Source organism: Coriobacteriia bacterium (assembly GCA_013336165.1).
GTDB lineage: Bacteria > Actinomycetota > Coriobacteriia > Anaerosomatales > JAAXUF01 > JAAXUF01.
This window is the reverse complement of sequence record JAAXUF010000001.1, coordinates 293,975-315,149: the sequence shown is the minus strand read 5'-3', so window position 1 is coordinate 315,149 and position 21,175 is coordinate 293,975. Positions and strand designations below refer to the sequence as shown.

Sequence of the window (21,175 nt, the reverse complement as noted above, 5' to 3'; positions counted from 1 at the left end):
ACGTAATGGTCAAGCCCGACGCGGTTGCGCGGGGCTTGGTCGGCAAGATCGTCAAGAGATTCGAGAGCGTTGGCTTGACTATAGAGCGCATGGAGCTCAGCACAGTCACAGCCGAGCAGGCAGCGGCCAACTATGCCGAGCATGTCGGTAAGCCGTTCTATGAGGGTCTTGTCGGCTATGTGACATCTGGCCCTGTGGTAAAGATGGTATTGTCCGGTGAATCCGCCGTTGGCGTGTGCCGGAAGCTGATCGGGGCGACCAATCCGGCAGATGCCGCTCCGGGCACCATTCGCGGCGACTTCGGTCTGACGTTGGATGCGAACATCATCCACGGTTCGGATTCCGACGAATCGGCCGAGCGGGAAATCGCGATATTCTTCGGCGGCTAGGCGAAATTGTTTGAGGACGGCTCTTATGCATGGGGGCTATCCTCGCGTCCCCGGCGGGACGTGCGTTTCTCTAGGGAGTAAGGGGTAACACCATGTTCTTTCGCATAATGGACAAGTTGCGCTTACCCGATCTGATAGACGGCTTGGCCGAGAGCTACGAAGTGATCGGCCCCGTCGCCAAAGGCGAGAAGTTTGTGTTTGCGCCCATCGCGGGCGCCGAGGAGTTGAGACTCGACTACGACACAACGCTCTTGCCGCCAAAGACATTCTTCACTCCGCCGACCGAACCTCTCATGGGCTTTTCGATGGCGGATAGTGACGTTCGTTCCGAGTCGCTCGAATCTCCCCCGAGGGCATTGTTCGGAGTACATCCCTGCGACATTAACGCACTGGGACTCATGGACAACGTGTTCCTCGGCGAATACGAGGACCCATACTACAAGGCGCGCCGTGAGTCGACGCTCGTTATCGGCATCAACTGCAAACCGCGTCCGGAATGCTTCTGCGATGCGTGGGGTACCGACGAAGTGCACTCCGGGTTCGATCTTTTCCTTTCGGACCTGGGAGACCGCTACTTCGTTTCGGTCCAGTCAGTCAAGGGCGCCGAGTTGCTCGACCGCTTTGTCGAGACTCGCCCGATCACAGCCGAGGATACCGAGGATTTCCAGCGCGTCACGCGCGAATTCAAGGCGAGCTTCAGTGAGAAGGTCGACACCTCTCAGCTGCCGCTGCTCATCGATGCAAAGTACAACGATGCTGTGTGGGAAGAGCTCGGCGAGAAGTGCTTGGCATGCGGGGCGTGTTCGATGGTGTGTCCCACGTGCTACTGCTTCGATGTGCGCGATCGCCTCTCCATCGATGGGGCCACCGGCGAGCGTGAGCGTGTGTGGGACTCCTGCATGTTCTCGAACTTCGCCGAGGTGGCTCATGGACAGAACTTTCGCGGTACCCGCGCCAGTCGCGTGAAGTATCGCTACTACCATAAACAGTGGGGGTACCTTTCGAAGTATGGCCGTGTGCTTTGCGTAGGCTGCGGGCGCTGCGAAAACGCCTGCAAGGCGGACATCAACCCGCGCGTCGTCATCAAGGCGCTCCAGGGCGGAGGTGTTGCGCAATGAGCACCACAACATATCGTGACCTCGGCGCGAACCCGTACCGCCCTTGGCCTGCGCGCATCACCTCGATCATCGACTTGACCGAAAAAGAGAAGCTGTTCGAATTGCGCCTCATCGACGAGACCGTTCGCGAGGCATTCGTACATGACGCAGGTCAGTTCGTTGAGGTGTCGGTATTCGGGGTAGGTGAGGCACCGATTTCCATCTCCTCGGCTCCGTCGAAGCAGGGCTTCATCGAGTTGTGCGTCAGAAAGGCCGGAGACGTTACGAGCGCGCTTCACTCCAAGCAGTGCGGCGACATAGTGGGGCTGCGAGGCCCGTTTGGCAGAGGGTTCCCGTTTGAAGAGATGAAGGGCCACGACATCCTGCTTGTGGCCGGCGGTCTGGGCATCGCTCCGCTCAAGTCGCTCATCAATCACATCCACGATGAGCGCCATGACTTCGGCCGCGTAACGATCCTCTTGGGCGCTCGCAACCCGGGGGAGATCCTGTTCCGTCAGCAGTTCGACATGTGGAAGCACCGCGATGACTTTGATCTCATCATGACCGTCGACACTCCCGATGCATCGTGGGACGGCGAAGTCGGTTTGGTCACGAAGCTCTTCGACCGCATCGAAATCGATCCTGCGGCCACGTACGGCGCGATCTGCGGACCTCCGGTGATGTACCGCTACGTTATCGACGAGATGCGCAAGAAGAACATGGATGCCGACCGCATCTACGTGAGTTTCGAACGCCGCATGAAGTGCGGGATCGGCAAGTGCGGCCATTGCGGTGTCGGCCATCAGTACGCCTGCATCGACGGCCCGGTATTCAACTACTGGGAAGCCATGAACCTGCAGGGGGCGATCTAGATGGCAAAGGTAGCTGTATTCAGCCTCGCAAGTGACTATGGTTGTCAGGTTCAGATCACCAACGCCGATGACAAGCTGCTCGAAGTCCTCGGCCAGTTCGACCTCGCGTATTGGCAGCTCGCTTCGAGCGGTCATGTTCCTGAGGAGTACGACGTTGCGGTCATTGAGGGTGCGGTGACGACTGACGAACACGTGGAGCTGCTCAAGCGGGTCCGCGCGACTGCGGGCACCGTCATCGTTATCGGAGCCTGCGCGGTGACCGGCGGGATTCCGGCGCTCGCGACATCGGGAGTTCTCGAGGATAGATTTGACGTCGTCTATGGCGAGGGCAGCGCCCTTGCATTCGGCGGCCGGATATCACCTCTGCCGGTTGACGCCATCATCGATGTTGACTACCGGGTTCCCGGTTGTCCGATTGAACCGGCCGAGTTCGTAGCGGTTCTGCAGCGCGCCCTCATGGCAGTCTCGGATCACATTCCTCGCGAACCGATGTGTGCCGCGTGCAAGATCGAGGAGAACGTCTGCTTCTATGAGAGCGGCACGGTTTGCATGGGGCTGATCACCCGCACCGGTTGCGGAGCGAAGTGTGTGTCCCTGGGACGCCCGTGCACGGGATGCCGAGGCATCGCTGCCGATGCGAATCTCGTGGCCGCTCGGGCGATCGCGGTGTCTCACGGTATCGCCGCCGAGAAGTTCGACTCAGCGCTGTCACTCTATAACTCTGCAAAGGGGGTCGTCCGATGAGCACCCTTACCGTTGAGCACGTCGCCCGCATCGAAGGGCACGGCACCATCTCTGTCGAGGTCGAAGGCGGCGTCGTCGGCGAGATTCGCATGGACATCATCGAGCCGACCCGTCTCTTTGAGTCGATGATTGTCGGACGCCGTTTCGACGAGGCGCCGCTCATCACCTCGCGTATTTGCGGAATCTGCTCCCCAAATCACGCGGTAACTTCGCTCAAAGCCGTCGAGGCCGCTATGGGCATTGAGGTTTCGGAGCGCACGAAGATGCTCCGGAGGCTTCTCGTCCACGGCTCCTACCTGCAGAATCACGCGACGCATCTCTACATCTTGGCGGCTCCTGATTATGTTGGTCAGCCTAACGTGCTCCCGCTTGCCGAGACTCACCCGGAGGTGTTCCATAGGGCGCTTGCGATCAAGAAGCTCGGCAACGAACTCACGACGATGGTGGGTGGGCGTCCGGTGCATCCGATTGCTGCGGCCGTCGGAGGATTCACCGCCGAGCCAAGCGCGCATGATCTTGAGACCTTCGCGGCTCGGCTTCATGCCGTGGCCAATGATGTTGTCGAGACCGTCGCGCTCTTCTCCACCTTTGACATACCAACATTTCAGACGCAAGGCGAAATGCTGGCTCTTCACGACGACGGCGACTATGCGATCTATGACGGAGAGATCTGCGCGCTGGACGCGGGGTGGTGCCGCCCGGTGAGCGAATACCGGCAGTTTGTCGATGAGTCGGTGGTTGGCCACAGTAACGCGAAGCATTCGACTGTCGGCGGCCGGACGTTCATGGTCGGTTCGCTACCGCGTGTCAATTTGTCATGGGACCGGTTGACCCCGGCTGCGCGTATCGTCGCGTCTAAGGCGGGATTCCGAGCGGTTTCGAAGAACACGTTCTACAACAACCTCTGTCAGGCTATCGAGCTGGTGGATGCTGCCGAGCGATGCGCGATTCTGTGCGAGACGCTGCTTGAGGACACAGGCTCAAGCGCTCCCGTGAAGTACACGATTCGTGCCGGTGAAGGTACAGCGGCAACCGAGGCCCCTCGCGGAACGCTCTACCATTCGGTGACAATTGGTGAGGATGGCGTTCTGACGGCAGGTGACGTTATCACTCCGACCGCGCAGAATCTGGCGAATCTGGAAGCCGATATGCGGGCTTTTGCGCCCACCGTGGTTCATCTTCCTGAGGAAGAGTTCATACTGCGCGTCGAACAGCTTGTTCGTGCGTACGATCCGTGTTTGTCCTGCTCCGTGCACTAGGAGCATCGCAGAAGAGTATGAAGCAAGCGGCCTGACGGGGTATCCGTCAGGCCGCTTCGTGTTGCTGCGGCAAGGTTGCGGCAAGCTCTATGGAAACGCTTTAGGGATGATTCTCTCCTCGGCACCGCGACAGAGAGGGCACAGGATGGCACCGCGTCTCACGAGCTTCGAGGCAAGGCCTCGGGAGCTTCTGCTCTCCGGACATGCCGAGGCTCTTTCGGACGCGGGACTTCTCTCGGTGTTGATCGGAGAGGAAGAGGGGAGCAAGGCGCGCGCACTTCTGGCCGAACACCCCATCCCCGATGGCTTGTGGCGCGTGTGTGCGGAAGACCTAGTCGCGCTTGAAGGCGTGGGGCCGGCTGCGGCTGCGCGGGTGTTGGCGTGCCTTGAGATGAGCCGCAGGGCTGCAACGTGGCGCTCTTCTCGGCGTCGAACCATTTCCACGCCTGAGGACGTGGTCGATCTGTGCTCGGCACAACTGCGGGGGTTGGACCGTGAGCATTTCTGGGCGCTTGCACTTAATACGAAGAACGGGCTGCTCAGGATGATCGAAGTCTCCGTCGGCTCGCTGAACGCATCGATTGTCCACCCGCGGGAGCTGTTCAAGGACGCGGTGAAAGTGTCTGCGGCCTCGGTTGTGGTTGTCCACAACCATCCAAGCGGTGATCCGACCCCCTCCGGAGCCGACATCCAGCTCACACGCCGTCTCGTGAAGGCGGGCGATGTGTTGGGGATCGAGGTGCTCGACCACGTGGTGATCGGCGACGGTGGAGAGCATGCCAGCCTGAAGGACCTTGGTCTTATGTAGCAGGACACACTGCGAGCGGACTGCACTGTGCTAAACTTCATCCACGTTCAATGTGATCGGCTCGAGATGTTCGTTTCCGAGCCGGTCTTGGCATACAGCTGCCGGGTTGGTGGCGCAGGACTTGCGGCGTCGTGTCGGCAGCCGACGAAAAGAAAAGGAGCGACCGTGTCGCTTGTTGATATGTTCTTCAACTCTTGGGGCGGCGACATGGCCGTCGACCTCGGCACTGCAAACACACTGGTCTCGGTGCGTGGCCGGGGGATAGTGCTTATAGAGCCCTCTGTTGTCGCGGTCGAGAAGAGCACGAAGCGTGTTCTCGCGGTGGGCATCGAGGCGAAGCGGATGCTTGGCCGCACCCCGGGAAGCATCGTTGCCATTCGTCCGCTCAAGGACGGAGTTATCGCCGACTTTGAGGTCACCGAGGCGATGCTGCGTTACTTCATCAACAAGACGCGTGTGAAGCGCTTTCCTTGGCAGCCCAAGCCGCGCGTTGTCGTGTGCGTGCCCTCAGGCGTGACCGAAGTTGAGAAGCGTGCAGTCTTTGAAGCGACTATGTCCGCGGGCGCGCGGCATGCGTACTTGATCGAGGAACCGATGGCAGCCGCGATCGGTGCGGGCCTGCCGATCCAAGAGCCCACAGGATCCATGGTCGTCGATATCGGCGGCGGAACTACCGAAGTTGCCGTCATCTCGTTGGGTGGCATCGTAGTCTCACAGTCTGTCCGTATTGCCGGCGACGAGTTTGACGATGCGATCATCGCTCACATCAAGCGTGTCTATAACGTCCTCATCGGGGAGCGCACGGCCGAGGAAATCAAGTTCGAAATCGGAAGCGCGTGGCCACTTCTAGAAGAAATCGACGTTGAGGTGCGTGGCCGGGATCTGTTGACCGGATTGCCGCGCACTCTCGTGATCGAGTCCGAGGAGATCAGGGAAGCCATCGAGGAGCCCACAGCTGCGATTGTTGCGGCGGTCAAAGGGACGCTGGAGCAGACGCCGCCGGAACTTGCGAGCGACCTGATGGAGTATGGGATCGTGCTTACCGGTGGGGGGGCGCTACTGAAGGGTCTCGATGAGCGACTTCGCCACGAGACCGGAATGCCCGTGCATGTCTCCGAAAGCGCGCTAACCAATGTCTGCGAAGGTTCAGCGCAAGCGCTTGAGGAGATAGACGCCCTCAAGAAGGTGCTCCAGGGTGGCCGATAGTCCCATCACGACAGATCAATGAGAGTCTCTCAACCTGAAGCACGATCACGTCGATCAGGACTTCTGATCCTGTTCATCGTACTGTCGATCGTCCTTATCACCCTTTGGTTTCGCGAGGGCAGTACGGGACCGGTTCATCGGCTTCGTACTGCCATTCAGACGGTTGCAGCTCCGGTGCAGTCGGCAGGTGAGTTCGTGACGAGACCTGCGAGAAAGACCTTTGCATGGATAGCGGACCTGGGAGTCTCTCGCAGCCAGCTCCAAACGCTCGAAACGCAGAACCAGGAGCTTCGTAATCGGGTGGCGACCCTCGAAGAGGCGGCGCTGGAGAATCAAAGGCTGACGAGCCTGCTCGGATTCGTTCAAACGAACGGCCTGAAGACTCTGGGCGCCCGGGTTATCGGACAACCTACCGACTACTCAAGAGTCATTACGATAGACCGTGGCTCGGCCGACGGGGTAACCGTTGCCATGCCGGTTGTAGGCGCAGCGGGGGTCGTGGGACAGACAATCGAGGTGACGGCCCATACGGCGCAGGTAAGGCTTATCACCGATGCCGACTCCGGAGTCGCCGCTTTGATTCAAACGAACCGTGCCGCAGGCATCGTACGCGGATCGGTTGAAGGCGTGCTGGAGCTGGATTTTGTGGGTCGCGATACGGTTGTGAAGGTTGGGGACCTGGTGGTCACCTCAGGAATCGGGGGCATCTATCCGAAGGGACTGCTGATCGGAGAAGTGACCAAGATCGAGAACCTGCCATCGAATCTGTATCAGACCATACGGCTGGCGCCTGCAGGCGATTTTAGCAAGCTCGAGGAGGTCCTAGTGCTTCTCGGGACAGCCTCGAGTACCCAAGCGGCGGGAGGCAAATAGCGTGAAGAAGGGACTTCCGACTGCTGCGATGCTTCTGGCGGCGTTTGTCATTCAGGCAGGTTTTGCGCCCTACCTGGCGATTGGCGGCGTGGTTCCCAATTTCCTGTTGCTCGCAGTGATCACACTTGCCTTGGTGCAGGGACCGAACGCGGGTACCACCTTGGGCTTTGCCGCGGGACTCCTGTTTGACCTTCTGGGGTCAGGGCCGGTGGGCCCGATGACGCTTGTCCTGTCGATAACGGGTTACTTCGCCGGAACCATGCACGAGGCGATATTCGCCGAGGGCTGGCTCTTGCCGCTCACGGTTCTGGCTATTGCCTCACTCATGACGGGCGTTGCCTACGTGCTCATGCTCGACTTGCTCGGAACAGGCGGAGCGTTGTGGTCGATCTTCTTCACAAGGATAGTGCCGGGCGCTGTATACAACACCGTTCTTGCTTTGCTCATCTATCCTTGGTTGGCGCGTTTCTTGCGCCAGGACCAGCCTATGAAGACATTTCGCCGTTTGGCTTAGTGCTCAAGCCGATCGTCTTCGGCTAATTGGTCGGTACACGAGTCTCTGGAGCAATGCGATTGCCGAATTACCAGCAACAGCTTAAGGGTCGCTACGCCGCTTTGGGCGTGGTTGTCATTGTCGTTCTCGGCCTTCTGCTCGCGAGGCTGTGGAGCATGCAGGTTCTCAACGGGGTCGCGTACGCGAAGCAGGCCGATAAGAATCTCACTCGAGAAGTCACCACAGCAGCGCCTCGCGGCAGAATACTCGACAGCCAAGGCAAGGAACTGGTGACCAACCGAGCCACAATGGCGGTGTACGTCGACGCATCGGCGAAGGGCGATTCGGCGCTGTTGGGGCGTCTTGCGACGGCGCTCAACATACCGTTGGCCGACGTTGTGTCGCGGGCTTCCGACGTGCGAGAACAGGCGTTGGCTCCACGGATAGTCGCGGTGGACGTCCCGATGGCCGCCGTCGCATACATTTCAGAGAACTCGGTTCTGTTCCCAGGGGTTGAAGTACGGGCTCAGCCCGTCAGGGTCTACCCGATGGGGATGCTGGCTGCGCACGTGCTGGGCTACATTGGAGAGGCATCGCAATCCGACATAGCGAACGCCGGCTCTACCGCGTACCAGTACGGTGACCTCGTCGGCAAGTCGGGAGCCGAAGTCCAATTCGAGAATGTGCTTCAGGGCGTTCGTGGAAGCAACGTCTATCAGGTCGACGCGACCGGTAAGATCCAGAGCCTGATCAAGCAGGTTGATGCGGTAGCGGGTAAGGACGTCCAACTGACCATAGACAGCGCCGTTCAGGCTGTCACTGAGCAGGCACTTGCGCAAGCTATCGATGATGCGCATAAGAGTGGTTTCCCGGCCGCAAAAGCGGGGGCTGCCGTTGCTATCAATGTGAAGACAGGCGAGATCATCTCGATGGCGAGCCTTCCTACCTATGACCCGTCGCTCTTTCTTGGCGGGATCTCGGAGAAGAACTGGACGGCACTTACGAGCAAGGATTCGAACTACCCGTTGACCAACCGCGTGATCATGGGTCAGTATCCCGCGGCATCCACCTTCAAGGCGGTCGTGGGGCTGGCTGGGCTTGAGGACAAGATGCTGAACACCGGCACCACCTACAACTGTAAGGGTGTCTGGACCGAGATGGGCGAGCAGTGGAAGAAATACTGCTGGAACCATGCGGGCCACGGAGTGGAATCGTTCACGACGGCGATTCGGGACTCATGCGACATCTACTTCTACCACCTTGGCTATCTCTTCTATAACGACGGCGGCGAGAAGCTGCAGGCGTTCGCACGCAAGTTCGGATTTGGTCAGAAGAGCGGAATCGACCTTCCCGGCGAGGCTGTCGGCCGCGTGCCGGACGCCGCATGGAAGGCGGCCTACAACCAGAACTACCCCGAGTATCAGGGCTGGAATCCCGGCGACACCGTCAACTTGGCTATCGGCCAAGGCGACCTACTTGTGACGCCTCTTCAACTCGTGAACGCCTACGCCGGTATCGCGAACGGCGGAAAGGTCATGAAGCCACATATTCTCAAAGCGGTCTTGGGGGCCGATGGTAAGGCCGTGTACGAGTACAAGCCGGAAGTGGCTTTCGACACGGGGACGTCCGCCGAGAATCTGGCCGCAATGAAGGCGGCATTGGTGAGCGTTACAAGGTCGGGAGGTACCGCGTATGACGCCTTCAAAGGGTTTCCGGTGACGGTTGCGGGCAAGACCGGAACCGCGGAGGTAGCGGGAATAGATGACTACGCTTGGTTCGTCGGCTTCGCGCCTGCCGACAACCCCACTTACGCAGTTGCGGTTCTCGTCGAGCAGGGTGGCCACGGAGGCTCAATCGCCGGACCTGCCGCGCGGCAGATATTCGCTGCACTGCTCAATCTGAAGATCGAACATGTCACCGCCACGGACGTGTCGAGATGACGAGGGTCAACGAGCGTCCGCGTCTATGGTTTGTCAACTGGCCGCTCGTCGTGGTCTCGATCCTGTTGCTTGCTGCCGGAAGCGTGATGGTGCAATCGGCGACGTCGGGAATGACCGGCGGTTCTGCTCTCTTCCAGCGCCAGTTGTTGGGGATTGGGTTGGGCGGCGTCTTCATGATCGGCGCGTGGGCGTTTGACTACCGGAAGTTTCAGGGTTGGACGGGTCCTTTGCTGATTCTGGATGCGTTACTGATCCTGTCTCCCAAGATTCCTGGTTTGGGATCGACCGTGAACGGTGCGACCTCCTGGCTTGCGATCGGTGGGATCAGGCTGTTTCAACCTTCTGAGCCGGCGAAGATCGTGACCATTCTCGTGCTCGCATCCGTCATTGCCAGTCACAAAGGGTCGATCGACAAGCCTTCAGACGTGTTCAAACTCGTGGGGATTCTGGCCGTTCCGCTTGGGCTGATACTTGTGCAACCCGACCTCGGCACCGGAATGGTCTTTGTCGCCATTGCGGCGGGGATGCTTCTCATCGGCGGCCTGAAGCCCCGCTGGTTCGCGATTCTCGGAATATCGGCGGCACTTCTCGTCGGAGCGCTGTTCGGCCTCAACTCCGTACTCGACAAGGCGTTGGGTAAGGACGTTCTCATTAAGCAGTATCAGATCGACCGGCTGATGGTTTTCGTGGACGAGACCCGGGACCCGCTGGGTGCCGGCTATAACCTGAAGCAGGCCAAGATAGCCATCGGTTCCGGTGAGTTCTCGGGCAAGGGGCTCGGATCCAGCACTCAGACCAACCTGCGCTTCTTGCCGAACCCGCATACCGACTTCATCTTCGCTGTCACCGCAGAGGAGTTCGGCTTCTTCGGAGTGATCGTGCTTCTGGGTTTGTATCTGGCCCTGCTGGTCGCATCATTGTCCATCTCGGCTTCGTCGAGGGACCTCTTCGGGTCGCTCATCGCCGCCGGATTGATCGCGATGTGGATCTTCCAGGTTCTTGAGAACATCGGGATGCAGATTGGACTCATGCCCATCACGGGTATTCCACTTCCTTTCATGAGTTTCGGTTCTTCGTTTATGGTTACGAACATGTTTGGAATAGGTCTGCTTCTTTCGGTATGGACGCGCCGCCAGGGCATTCCGGGAATCTGACACGAAATTGGGGGCGTTTAGATGATGAAACTGCCTGTGGACATCAGGGATATCCTGAGCTCCGGACGAGACCTGAGTGCCGAGAAGGGCAAGCCGGTGCGCATAGCCATTTTTGTCGACGTGGATGCGCCTGACGTCCTTGTGGACGCCGTCCGGATCGCCTTGCGGCCGCTGACCACCGGTGCGCAGCTTCACATCGAGGTGGTGGCTCCCGGTGAGACGCTCATCGTCGACCCGGCGGCTGATGCGGTTGTTGCTCTTGCCGGTGAGGGCGCCACTTTGGGGCGCACTCTGGTATCGGCAAGGGAGCGGTTTGTTCCGAGTGTTGTCGTCGCCTTCGGCGATGCGTTGCCGCTATCTGAGCGTCTAGCTCATCCGATTCTCGACACGGTTGCAGCCGAGGATCCTGAGCAAGCCGTGCGCGCCTTGGGAAAGTGGCTCGCGGACCGGTTGCACGGTAAGAGGATCGCACTTGCGTCGAACTTCGAGTTCGTTCGCCGGGCCGTCGCCGAGGAGGCCATACGGTCGACGGCGTTTCAGAATGCCGTCATCGGATTCGTTGTGATTCTGCCCGGTGCCGACATGCCTATCATGACGGCCAACCAAGCGAAAATGGTGTTGCAGATCGCTGCTGCGTACGGGGAGGAGTTGGGACCCGAGCGCATCAAGGAACTCGCAGCGGTTGTCGGCGGAGGGTTCGTCCTCAGGGCAGTTGCGAGGCAAGCCTTGGATTTCGTTCCCGGGCTGGGCTGGGCACTGAAGGCGGGTATCGGCTATTCCGGCACCTTGGCGATGGGCTATGCAGCCCTGGAGTACTTCGAGGCTGGCGGTGATCCGGCTGGACTTGCGACGAAGATAAGGGAAGTTCGCGAGAAAGTAGCGGGGACTGCACGCAAGCGGATGAGCGCGACTTCCGTTCGGACGGAAGCCACCGCGGAGACGGCGTACGTGACGATCCCCGCCACAGAGAGCATTCAAGGCGAAATGACCGATGCCTTGTGACGCAGGAGGACCTCTGGCCTCGTGTGGAGGCATTGCTGGGCCGTGTGGAGCGTCCGGCGCGCTACATCGACCGGGAGTGGGGAGCCGTTCACAAACCTGAAGCAGGCTATCGCGCCGTATTCGTCTATCCGGATACCTATGAGGTCGGCCAGCCCAACCAAGCCATTGCGATTCTGTACGATCGCCTCAACGCCGTCGCAGACGTAGCCGCAGAACGTGCGTACGTTCCATGGTTGGACATGGCGGCTCTCATGCGCGAGAACGGCGTTCCGCTGTTCTCTCTCGAGTCGTGCAAGCCGGTTTGCGAGTCCGACCTTCTCGGCATCACGCTGCCTCACGAACTGAGTTACACGAACGTGCTCGAGGCGCTCGATCTGACGGGTATACCCTTTCGGTCCGCGGATCGCGACGTGTCGCACCCGCTCGTCGTGGGTGGCGGGCCGTGCGTCTATAACCCCGAGCCGGTGGCACCGTTCTTCGATGCGATCCTCATCGGCGAAGGCGAAGACGCGATTCTTGAGATCGTTGCGGTGCACCGCGAGGCCAAGAACGCCGGCGTTTCCCGGACGGAGATCCTAACGCGACTTGCCGAGATCCCCGGCGTCTACGTTCCATCGCTATACACGGAAACCCGAGATGGTTCAGGAGCGTTCAAGGGGATCGAACCTCTCGGGAATGCGCCTGCGCAGATCACCAAACGGGTAGTTGGCGACTTGGAGAGCGTGGCACCGCCGGTGCGCGGTGTCGTGCCGTTCGTGGATGTTATTCATGACCGCTTCAGCGTGGAGATCCTTCGCGGATGCACGCGCGGGTGCCGGTTCTGTCAGGCAGGGATGGTGTATCGGCCTGTGCGCGAACGCTCGGCCGACACGGTTGTGCGCGAAGTCATGAGCGGCCTGGCCTGCAGTGGCTACGACGAGGCCTCGCTCACATCGCTGTCGACGACCGATCACAGCCAGATCGAAGAGATCTTGCGTCGACTGCATCGCAGGCTCGAGGGAACCGGTGTCTCGGTATCGCTGCCTTCGCTGCGTGTCGACGCTTTCGGGGTCGAAATGGCGCATCTGGTCTCCGGGGGCGGCAAGAAGAGCGGGTTGACGTTTGCCCCTGAGGCCGGCACCCAGCGGCTTCGCGACGTCATAAACAAGAATGTCACCGAGGAAGACCTGCTCGGCAGCGTGGAGCGCGCGTTTGCAGCCGGGTGGCGCAGGGTCAAGCTGTACTTCATGATCGGCCTTCCCACGGAGACCGATGCCGACGTGCAAGGAATAGGCGAACTCGTGACAAGGACGTTCGCGGTTGCGCGCGCAGCCACGCCGCCTTCCGCACGTGGTTCTATCCGGGTTGCTGTATCGGTGTCGACGTTCGTTCCCAAAACGCAGACTCCGTTCCAGTGGGAGGCGCAGATCCCGCTCGATGAGGTGAGACGTCGTCAGGCGATCCTGCGTGATTCGATGCCTCGCAAGGGCATAGACTTGCACTGGCACGATGCGCAGGAGTCGTTTCTTGAGGGCGTTATGGCTCGCGGCGGCAGGGAAATTGCCGATGTAATCGAATCGGCTTGGCGCGGCGGAGCGAAGTTTGATGCGTGGACCGAGCAATTCCGGCTGCAACGGTGGGCAGACGCCTTCGAGTGTTGCGGCGTGGATCCCTCGGCGATCGCAAATCGGCAACGGACCGAGGACGAGCCGCTCCCGTGGGACCATATCTCGGCGGGGGTGTCGCGAAAGTACCTCCTTAGTGAGCGTGCAAGGGCTCTTGGCACGGTAACGACGCCGGACTGCAGTTTTGGATCCTGTACCGGATGCGACGTATGCGGGGATCTCGGGGTCGAAGTGGTGCTGGGAGGGGAGAGACGTGGCTAGCGGCGAATACAGACTGCGCGTGCGCTACGGCAAGGTAGGCAGGTTGCGTTGGCTCTCTCACTTGGAGGTTGTACGAGCACTGGAGCGGGCGACTCGCCGGGCCGGGCTCAAGTACGCCGTGACACAAGGATTCAGCCCCCACATCAAGATCGCATTCGGCCCTGCCCTCCCGGTGGGAACTGCCGGAGAGAATGAGTACTACGATGTATGGCTAACGCGCTACACTGGCATCGACGAGGTGTTCAAGCGCCTTGTCGACGCCACCGCGGAAGATCTTGCGCCAACCGCGGTCGGTTACGTACCGGAGAGGGAGGTCTCGCTTGCGGCGGGGATCACTGTTGCGGTATATCACGTGGAGGTGGAAGGGAGAGACTCCGAGGTAGGTAAGGTGCAGTCGGCGCTTGCGGGGATTGTTGAGTTAGGTACGTTGACCGTACAGCATAGGGACAAACAAAAAGTTTTCGACTTGACGCGCAGTCTCCCGGAAGAGATGCGTGTCAAGGAGGCAGAAGGTGGGTGCACGGTTGAACTCACCGTCCGAATGGGACCCGAAGGGTCTCTTCGTCCCGAGTTGCTTGTCCGGGCGGCCCTGAGCTCCGCATCCCTCGATGCGTCCGTCAGAAGTACGACGCGTGTGGAAACCTATTTCGAAAGCGAAGGGGAACTCCACACACGCCCTCTGTGACGGGAGAGCTGAAGGGAATTGGCTGATCTGGATCGCGAGATGTTGATCTCGCACGATACGAACGAGACTCGCGTCGCGCTTCTTGAAGATGGCGCGCTGGTCGAGCTCTATATCGAGCGGCCGAGAAGAAGCGTTGTGGGCAACGTGTATCTCGGCAAGGTGTCCGATGTGCTGCCGGGCATGCAAGCAGCATTCGTGGACATCGGCCTGGAGAAGAACGCATTTCTCTATGTCGACGAAGTGTTGAACCCGGAAGGTCTCGAAGATGTCCCGAAGAGGGACATACAGACATTGCTCAAGCCCGGACAACAAGTGATGGTGCAGGTTCTCAAGGACGCCATGGGAACCAAAGGCGCGCGCGTCACAACGGAGATCACCCTCCCGGGACGCTTCCTGGTTCTGATGCCCTTCTCAGACTTCATCGGAGTCTCGAGAAAGTTGCCCGAGGAGGAGCGCGAGCGCTTGCACGGGATCGTCGCTCCGCTGGTGCCGGAGAAGACAGGGATCATCGTCCGGACGGCCGCTCAAGGGGTAGCAGAGCGCGACCTGACCAACGATCTGGACTTCCTGCTCAGACTCTGGAACCGAGTCAACCATCAGGCGACAGAAGCGCTTGCGCCCGAGACCATCTACATGGAGATGGATCTCGCGTTGAAGCTTGTTCGCGATGTCTTCTCAGAGGAGTTTCGCCGCCTGGCGATAGATGACCGGGCGACGTATGAGAAAGTAGTCTCATTTCTCAAGCGGACTTCGCCGCACCTTGTGAGGCGGGTACACCTGTACAAGGAGAAGACGCCACTCTTCGACGAGTTCAGACTGCAGCCGACGATCGACTCGGCGCTGCGACGCAGCGTTGTTCTGCCGAGCGGCGGCTACCTCACCATCGACAAGACAGAGGCCCTGACCGCAGTTGACGTGAACACAGGCAGGTTCGTAGGGAAGAAGAGCCTTGAGGAGACGATCTTTCGCACCAATCTCGAAGCCGCCGAGGAGACCGTCCGACAGCTGAGGCTGCGCGATATTGGCGGCATCATCGTAATCGACTTCATCGACATGGAGGACCCGGCTCACCGTGCACTCCTCTTGGAACGTCTCGGTGCGGCGCTCGAACGCGACCGTACGAAGACGCGGATGAGCGACGTCTCGCGCCTGGGCCTCGTGGAAATCACCCGCAAGAACGTGACAGACGGCCTGTATGGAGTGCTGACCGAACCGTGCCCGAACTGCGAGGGCGAAGGACGCGTCATTTCGCGAACAACTCGGCGTATCGCTGTCGAGCGTCGGATGAGGGAGATTCTTAGAACCGGGAAATCCAACGCGTATCTCTTTGGCCTGAGTCCTCAGACGTATGAACTGGTGATGGCACCCGGCGCGAACACGGCGGCATCGCTTCGTGCCGAGACCGGAAAGCAGGTTTCGATCGTGCCGGACGACGAGACCGGCCCTACGGAAGTTCGCATCCTGATCGAGGGACGGACCGGTGCTTTTGGCAGGAACCCGGAATAGGGTAGACTGTGTGGCAACACCCGGTGGCGTGTGAAGCGGGACGATGATTTCCGGCGTTGACGCTGGGGTATCTCCCTGTTAGCATGTCTCCTCGCGCATTGATACGAGTGGAAGGTTCCCGGAATGTACGCAATCGTTGCCACAGGCGGCAAACAAGTGAAGGTCGCAGTCGGCGACGTTGTTTCCGTTGAGAAGCTGGATGCTGCTATCGGCGAGAGCGTCACCTTCGACGTCGTTTTTCTCGCCGATGATGAAAACGTTATCGTTGATCCCGCCCTGTTGGCCACCGCAAAGGTGACCGGCGAGGTTGTCGACTTGTACAAAGGCGAAAAGGCGATCATCTTCAAGTTCAAGAAGCGCAAAGGCTACAAGCGCCTCAAAGGACATCGCCAGGATCTGATGCATGTCCGCATCACCGATGTTGCAGCTGCACCCAAGAAGAGGGCCGCAGCAAAGAAGAAGACCGACAAAGTCGAGGATGCAGCCGTCGTTGCGACGGTCGAATCCTCCGAACAGGCTTAGAGGCAGGGATCCTGAGAAATGGCACATAAGAAAGGTCTCGGCTCAACAAGGAACGGTCGCGATTCCAAGGCCAAGCGCCTAGGGGTCAAGCGGTTCTCGGGGCAAGAAGTGACCACTGGTTCGATCATCGTTCGCCAGCGCGGGACCCACATTCATCCCGGTGGGAACGTGGGACGAGGCGGGGACGATACGCTCTTCGCGCTGTGCGACGGCATTGTGGAGTTCACGCATGGGCTCAAGCGCCGCGTTCACGTCCGACCGAGCGAAGCCTAAACAGGCCCGTATCGGCATGTCTTTCGTTTGATACTGCGAGCCCCCCGTTCTGACCAAAGAGCGGGGGGCTTCTTCATATAGAATGGCAGTGGATCTCGATCCAACTTCAAGAAGCGGGTCAAAAGTGTTCATAGACGAGGTCAAGATACATGTCAAAGCCGGTGACGGCGGTGCCGGGTGCATGTCGTTTCGACGCGAGGCCCACGTTCCCAAGGGCGGGCCGGACGGCGGTGACGGCGGCAGGGGCGGCGATGTCGTGCTTGAAGCCGACGCAGCGATCTCTTCATTGATCGATTATCGCTACAAGCGGCACTTCAAGGCCGACAAGGGCGTTCATGGCAAAGGCCAGATCAGACATGGGGCGGGCGGCACGGATCTCGTGCTCAAGGTGCCGCTCGGCACCATAGCGCGAGACGCCGAGACCGGAGCGGTTGTTGGAGACCTGACTCGGCAGGGCCAGCGGCTTATCGTGGCTCGGGGCGGTATCGGCGGACGCGGCAACATCCACTTTGTGACTCCCACGCGCCGGGCACCCGCGTTCGCCGAACTCGGCGAGCCTGCCGAGGAGTGCTGGATCGACCTTGAAATGAAGCTGCTGGCGGATGCCGCGCTCGTAGGCATGCCCAGCGTAGGCAAGAGTTCGCTCATCGCGCGCATGAGTGCGGCTAGGCCTAAGATCGCCGACTATCCGTTTACTACGCTGGTGCCGAATCTGGGAGTGGTCAAGGCCGGCGGCCGTTCGTTCGTGGTGGCCGACGTTCCCGGGCTCATTGAGGGCGCCAGCGAGGGCAAGGGGCTCGGGCATGAATTCCTGCGCCATATCGAGCGTACTGCGCTGATCATTCACGTTGTTGACCTTACCGGCGGATGGGAAGACCGCGACGTGATCTCGGACTACGAGATCATCAACCGCGAACTTGAGCTGCATGCCGCGGAGCTTGCGTCGAGGCCTCGCGTCGTCGTCGGGAACAAGGCGGACGCCCCCGGTGCCGCAGAGGTCTCTGAGGTGCTTGAGGCGCGGGCGATAGCCGATGGCGTTACCTACTTCGAAGTCTCCGCAATCACCGGAGCCGGCATCGACTCGCTCATGCGGTTCGTGGCCGAGCGAGTGTTCGAATTGCGCAGCGCGGCAGCAGTACAGGAATCTGCTTTCGAACAGGTGTGGACGCACGATCGCAAGACAAAGGGCGAATTCGCCGTCCGGAAGCTCACTGATGGCGTGTTCGAGGTGCTGGGTAAGGGCGTCGAGCGTATGGTCATCACGACAGAGTGGAACAACGAGGAGGCCATTGCCTTCCTGCAGAAGCGGCTGGTCAAGGCCGGCGTCGAAAAGGCGCTGTCAGATGCGGGTGCGCGTGACGGCGACGAAATCCGGATTGTGGGCAGAAGCTTCTACTTCGAAAGTGCCCTGCAGAGCGATCCGGAAGTCCCCTTCATCGAAGACGATCTGGCAAAAGACGAGGAGAGCGTGGAATGAGCGCGCGCAGAGTCGTGGTCAAAGTGGGCTCGTCAACGCTAACAAGCGCGGGCGGCGGGCTTGACCGTGATGCGATAGCAGGGCTTGTCAGCCAGATATGCGAACTGGCCGCTGAAGGCGTGCGAGTGGTGCTCGTGACGTCGGGCGCCATCGCCGCCGGGGTCGATCGGCTGCATCTCGCGTCCCGACCTTGCGACATGCCGTCTCTTCAGGCTGCGGCATCGGTCGGCCAAGTGGCCCTCATCGAGACCTACGCGTCGTTGTTTGCCGAGCATGGCCTTGCGGTGGGTCAGGTGCTCCTGACCCGTCACGACACGGGGCATCGGGAATCGTTTCTGCACGCTCGCGACACGTTCGAGCGTCTGATGGAGCTTGGTGCCATTCCGGTGGTCAATGAGAATGACACGGTTGCAGTCGACGAGATCCGTATCGGCGACAACGACACGCTTGCAGCATTGGTTGCCACGATGGTTGGCGCGGACCTCGTGCTGCTGCTCTCCGACATAGCGGGGCTCTACGATGCCGATCCGCGGTTTTCCGATGAGGCTCACCTGCTTGAGCACGTCGAGGAACTCACGGAGGATCTGATCGCGGCGGCGGGCGGCGCCGGCTCGGCCATAGGCAGCGGCGGCATGGCGACCAAGATCGAGGCAGCCAACCTGCTGATGAAGGCCGGAATCCCTATGGTGATTTGCGACGGCCATCGCGAGAACGTGATCGTCGACGCGGCTCACGGACGTCACGTAGGTACCGAGTTCACCGGCGGAGAAGCAACATTGGGCGCTCGCAAGCTGTGGATCGCCTTGGGGCACAGACCGGCGGGAACGGTCGTGGTCGACGACGGCGCACGCGAGGCACTCCTGTGTCGGCACACATCGCTTCTGCCTGCGGGCGTGGTGGCCGTGGAAGGGTCCTTCTCGCGCGGTGATGCGATAGTATTGAAAGACAGTTCCGGGAGCGTCATCGCGCGCGGCTTGAGCGAGATGTCCTCCGAGGACCTTGGGCGGGTGAAGGGACTGAAGACGTCTCAGGTCGCCCAGGTGCTCTCTCACGCTGTGAGTGTGGAAGTTGTCCATCGTGACCGTTTGGTGGTCTTGTGACGGCGCAGGTGGCGTCTGGCGCCACGGAAGGAGAACTCGTCATGTATGGGGTTCGCGCTCTTGCCGAGAAGGCCCGGCTCGCATCGGCCCGGCTTGCCCTGACGTCTAGCGATGAGCGTAATCGTGCGTTGCGGCTGATGGCCGAGGCACTACTGGCCCGCGAAGACGAGATCCTGGCAGCGAATGCAGCCGACATGGCTGCAGCTCGAGACAGAGGCGTGGAGGCGGGGCTGCTCGACAGGCTTGAACTGACGCCTGCACGCATGAAGGAAATGGCCGACGCATTACTGGCGGTCGCGCTGTTGGCGGATCCGCTTGGTGAGGTTGTGAGCGGGCATACGCTGCCTAACGGCATCGAGCTGCGACAGGTGCGCGTGCCTTTAGGTGTCGTGGCCATCATCTATGAGGCTCGGCCAAACGTTACCGCCGATGCGGCAGGCCTGTGCGTCAAGACCGGCAACGCCGTGATCCTGCGCGGAGGTTCGCTCGCGATACGGAGCAACATGAAGCTCGTCGACGTGCTCGCCGAGGCGGCCGAACTCGCTGGGTTGCCGGAAGGCTGTGTCGCACTCGTCTCCTCGACCGATCACGCAGCAGCCGACGAACTCATGAGCCTGCACGGCCTCATCGACGTGCTGATACCTCGCGGTGGCGCAGGGCTCATCAAGAGCTGCGTGGAGAACTCGAAGGTTCCGGTCATCGAGACAGGGACAGGCAACTGCCACGTCTATGTGCACTCGGCAGCCGACGCGGCCATGGCGCAGCGTATCGTCATCAACGCGAAGTGCCAGCGGCCGTCGGTCTGCAACGCAGCCGAATCGCTCCTGTTCGACGAGGAGATCTACGTGGCGGTCGCGCCTGCGATTCTTGATGATCTGCTCGCGCATGGAGTGACTCTCTATGCCGATGAGAGGATTCGCGCTCTCGGGGTCTCGGCAGCGATCGAGGCGGCGACCGAAGAGGACTGGGGCACCGAGTATCACGAGCTCAAGATGTCCGTGAAAGTGGTTTCCGGGCTCGACGAGGCCATCGCACACATCAATCGTTATGGCACCAAGCATTCGGAGGCGATCGTGACGGCCGACTACGCAGCTGCCCGCCGGTTCCTGACCGAGGTGGACGCTGCAGCGGTCTACGTGAACGCATCGACTCGCTTCACCGACGGTGCCGAGTTTGGCTTGGGTGCCGAGATCGGCATCTCAACGCAGAAGCTGCACGCGCGTGGCCCGATGGGTCTGGCGGCGCTGACGTCGACCAAGCACCTGCTGATGGGCGACGGGCAGATTCGCTGATGAGGACGAACGTGCGTCTCGGCATAATGGGTGGGACGTTTGACCCAGTTCACTTCGGGCACCTTGTGACGGCCGAGGAGGCCCTCGTCCAATTCAACCTGGACAAGGTGATCTTCATGCCGACGGGGCAGCCGGCCCTCAAGACGCACGAACCCGTCTCACCCGCCGAGGACCGCTATCTGATGACGGTCATCGCGACGGCGGCCAACCCGGATTTTGACGTCAGCCGCATGGAAGTCGATCGTCTCGGACTCACCTACACCGTCGACACGCTGACTGAGATCCGTGACGAGTATGGGCCGGCGGCGGAGCTCTACTTCATCACCGGTGCGGACGCGGTGTGGGAGATAGTCGGCTGGAAGGATGCCGACAAGATCGCGGACCTCGCGACGTTCATTGCGGCGACGAGGCCGGGCTATGACCTTGCGGCGGCGCGCCGAGCGCATGAGGAAGCTGCAACGCGGTTCAGGATCGAGTACATCGAAGTCCCCTCGCTCTCCATTTCCTCGACGGATATTCGTCGCCGAATTGCCGAGAGGCGCCCCATACGCTACCTGACGCCGGAGCCTGTGGTCGCCTATATCGCGAAAAACGGCTTGTACAAGGATGTAGGTTAGC

General features: G+C 60.4%; 21 protein-coding genes. All 21 read left to right on the top strand.

The genetic code is table 11. The features are described 5' to 3' along the window. The first annotated feature begins 5 nt into the window (after positions 1 to 5). The 21 genes from ndk (at position 6) to HGA39_01465 (ending at position 21,174) form a co-directional block, all read left to right on the top strand. Positions 6 to 389, top strand: coding sequence for a nucleoside-diphosphate kinase (gene ndk, locus HGA39_01565; GenBank protein NTW28041.1), 384 nt, complete (start codon positions 6 to 8; stop codon positions 387 to 389). A gap of 92 nt (positions 390 to 481) precedes the next feature. Continuing rightward, on the top strand, positions 482 to 1,507 hold the full coding sequence (locus tag HGA39_01560) for a 4Fe-4S ferredoxin (protein ID NTW28040.1): 1,026 nt from the start codon (positions 482 to 484) through the stop codon (positions 1,505 to 1,507). Then, positions 1,504 to 2,358, top strand: coding sequence for an oxidoreductase (locus tag HGA39_01555; GenBank protein ID NTW28039.1), 855 nt, complete (start codon positions 1,504 to 1,506; stop codon positions 2,356 to 2,358). Before HGA39_01560 ends, HGA39_01555 begins: the two co-directional genes overlap by 4 nt. Continuing rightward, on the top strand, positions 2,359 to 3,102 hold the full coding sequence (locus HGA39_01550; GenBank protein NTW28038.1) for an NADH:ubiquinone oxidoreductase: 744 nt from the start codon (positions 2,359 to 2,361) through the stop codon (positions 3,100 to 3,102). It abuts the gene before it with no gap. Further along, positions 3,099 to 4,361, top strand: coding sequence for a Ni/Fe hydrogenase subunit alpha (locus HGA39_01545; GenBank protein NTW28037.1), 1,263 nt, complete (start codon positions 3,099 to 3,101; stop codon positions 4,359 to 4,361). The genes HGA39_01550 and HGA39_01545 overlap by 4 nt, the downstream gene beginning before the upstream one ends. A gap of 145 nt (positions 4,362 to 4,506) precedes the next feature. After that, the gene (gene radC, locus HGA39_01540; GenBank protein ID NTW28036.1) at positions 4,507 to 5,169 is read left to right on the top strand and encodes a DNA repair protein RadC; all 663 of its coding nucleotides are present in this window, start codon (positions 4,507 to 4,509) and stop codon (positions 5,167 to 5,169) included. Between the two features lie 180 nt (positions 5,170 to 5,349). Next, entirely contained in the window at positions 5,350 to 6,375 is a 1,026-nt protein-coding gene (locus tag HGA39_01535; protein NTW28035.1) for a rod shape-determining protein, read from the top strand. 18 nt (positions 6,376 to 6,393) lie between these two features. Then, positions 6,394 to 7,248, top strand: coding sequence for a rod shape-determining protein MreC (gene mreC, locus HGA39_01530; GenBank protein NTW28034.1), 855 nt, complete (start codon positions 6,394 to 6,396; stop codon positions 7,246 to 7,248). A gap of 1 nt (position 7,249) precedes the next feature. Continuing rightward, positions 7,250 to 7,762 carry a rod shape-determining protein MreD gene (mreD, locus tag HGA39_01525; GenBank protein NTW28033.1) on the top strand — a complete coding sequence of 171 codons (513 nt, stop codon included), beginning with the start codon at positions 7,250 to 7,252 and terminating at the stop codon, positions 7,760 to 7,762. Between the two features lie 53 nt (positions 7,763 to 7,815). Continuing rightward, a complete protein-coding gene (gene mrdA, locus HGA39_01520) occupies positions 7,816 to 9,681 on the top strand; it encodes a penicillin-binding protein 2 (protein NTW28032.1) in 1,866 nt (621 codons plus the stop codon). After that, a complete protein-coding gene (rodA, locus tag HGA39_01515; GenBank protein NTW28031.1) occupies positions 9,678 to 10,835 on the top strand; it encodes a rod shape-determining protein RodA in 1,158 nt (385 codons plus the stop codon). The genes mrdA and rodA overlap by 4 nt, the downstream gene beginning before the upstream one ends. A gap of 21 nt (positions 10,836 to 10,856) precedes the next feature. Continuing rightward, complete coding sequence (locus tag HGA39_01510; protein NTW28030.1) at positions 10,857 to 11,837, top strand: DUF697 domain-containing protein; 981 nt, start codon at positions 10,857 to 10,859, stop codon at positions 11,835 to 11,837. Then, positions 11,834 to 13,702, top strand: a complete 1,869-nt coding sequence (locus HGA39_01505; protein ID NTW28029.1) for a TIGR03960 family B12-binding radical SAM protein — start codon at positions 11,834 to 11,836, stop codon at positions 13,700 to 13,702. The genes HGA39_01510 and HGA39_01505 overlap by 4 nt, the downstream gene beginning before the upstream one ends. Beyond that, on the top strand, positions 13,695 to 14,387 hold the full coding sequence (locus tag HGA39_01500; protein ID NTW28028.1) for a DUF2344 domain-containing protein: 693 nt from the start codon (positions 13,695 to 13,697) through the stop codon (positions 14,385 to 14,387). Before HGA39_01505 ends, HGA39_01500 begins: the two co-directional genes overlap by 8 nt. A gap of 18 nt (positions 14,388 to 14,405) precedes the next feature. Continuing rightward, positions 14,406 to 15,893, top strand: a complete 1,488-nt coding sequence (locus tag HGA39_01495; GenBank protein NTW28027.1) for an Rne/Rng family ribonuclease — start codon at positions 14,406 to 14,408, stop codon at positions 15,891 to 15,893. Between the two features lie 123 nt (positions 15,894 to 16,016). Next, positions 16,017 to 16,415, top strand: coding sequence for a 50S ribosomal protein L21 (gene rplU / locus HGA39_01490; protein NTW28026.1), 399 nt, complete (start codon positions 16,017 to 16,019; stop codon positions 16,413 to 16,415). 18 nt (positions 16,416 to 16,433) lie between these two features. Further along, a complete protein-coding gene (rpmA, locus tag HGA39_01485) occupies positions 16,434 to 16,688 on the top strand; it encodes a 50S ribosomal protein L27 (GenBank protein ID NTW28025.1) in 255 nt (84 codons plus the stop codon). 124 nt (positions 16,689 to 16,812) lie between these two features. Beyond that, positions 16,813 to 18,165 (top strand): GTPase ObgE, encoded by a 1,353-nt coding sequence (gene obgE / locus HGA39_01480; protein NTW28024.1) that lies wholly within the window; start codon positions 16,813 to 16,815, stop codon positions 18,163 to 18,165. Continuing rightward, on the top strand, positions 18,162 to 19,265 hold the full coding sequence (proB, locus tag HGA39_01475) for a glutamate 5-kinase (GenBank protein ID NTW28023.1): 1,104 nt from the start codon (positions 18,162 to 18,164) through the stop codon (positions 19,263 to 19,265). Before obgE ends, proB begins: the two co-directional genes overlap by 4 nt. Before the next feature lie 41 nt (positions 19,266 to 19,306). Further along, entirely contained in the window at positions 19,307 to 20,557 is a 1,251-nt protein-coding gene (locus HGA39_01470; protein ID NTW28022.1) for a glutamate-5-semialdehyde dehydrogenase, read from the top strand. Beyond that, positions 20,557 to 21,174, top strand: a complete 618-nt coding sequence (locus HGA39_01465) for a nicotinate-nucleotide adenylyltransferase (GenBank protein NTW28021.1) — start codon at positions 20,557 to 20,559, stop codon at positions 21,172 to 21,174. Before HGA39_01470 ends, HGA39_01465 begins: the two co-directional genes overlap by 1 nt. Position 21,175 lies beyond the last annotated feature (1 nt).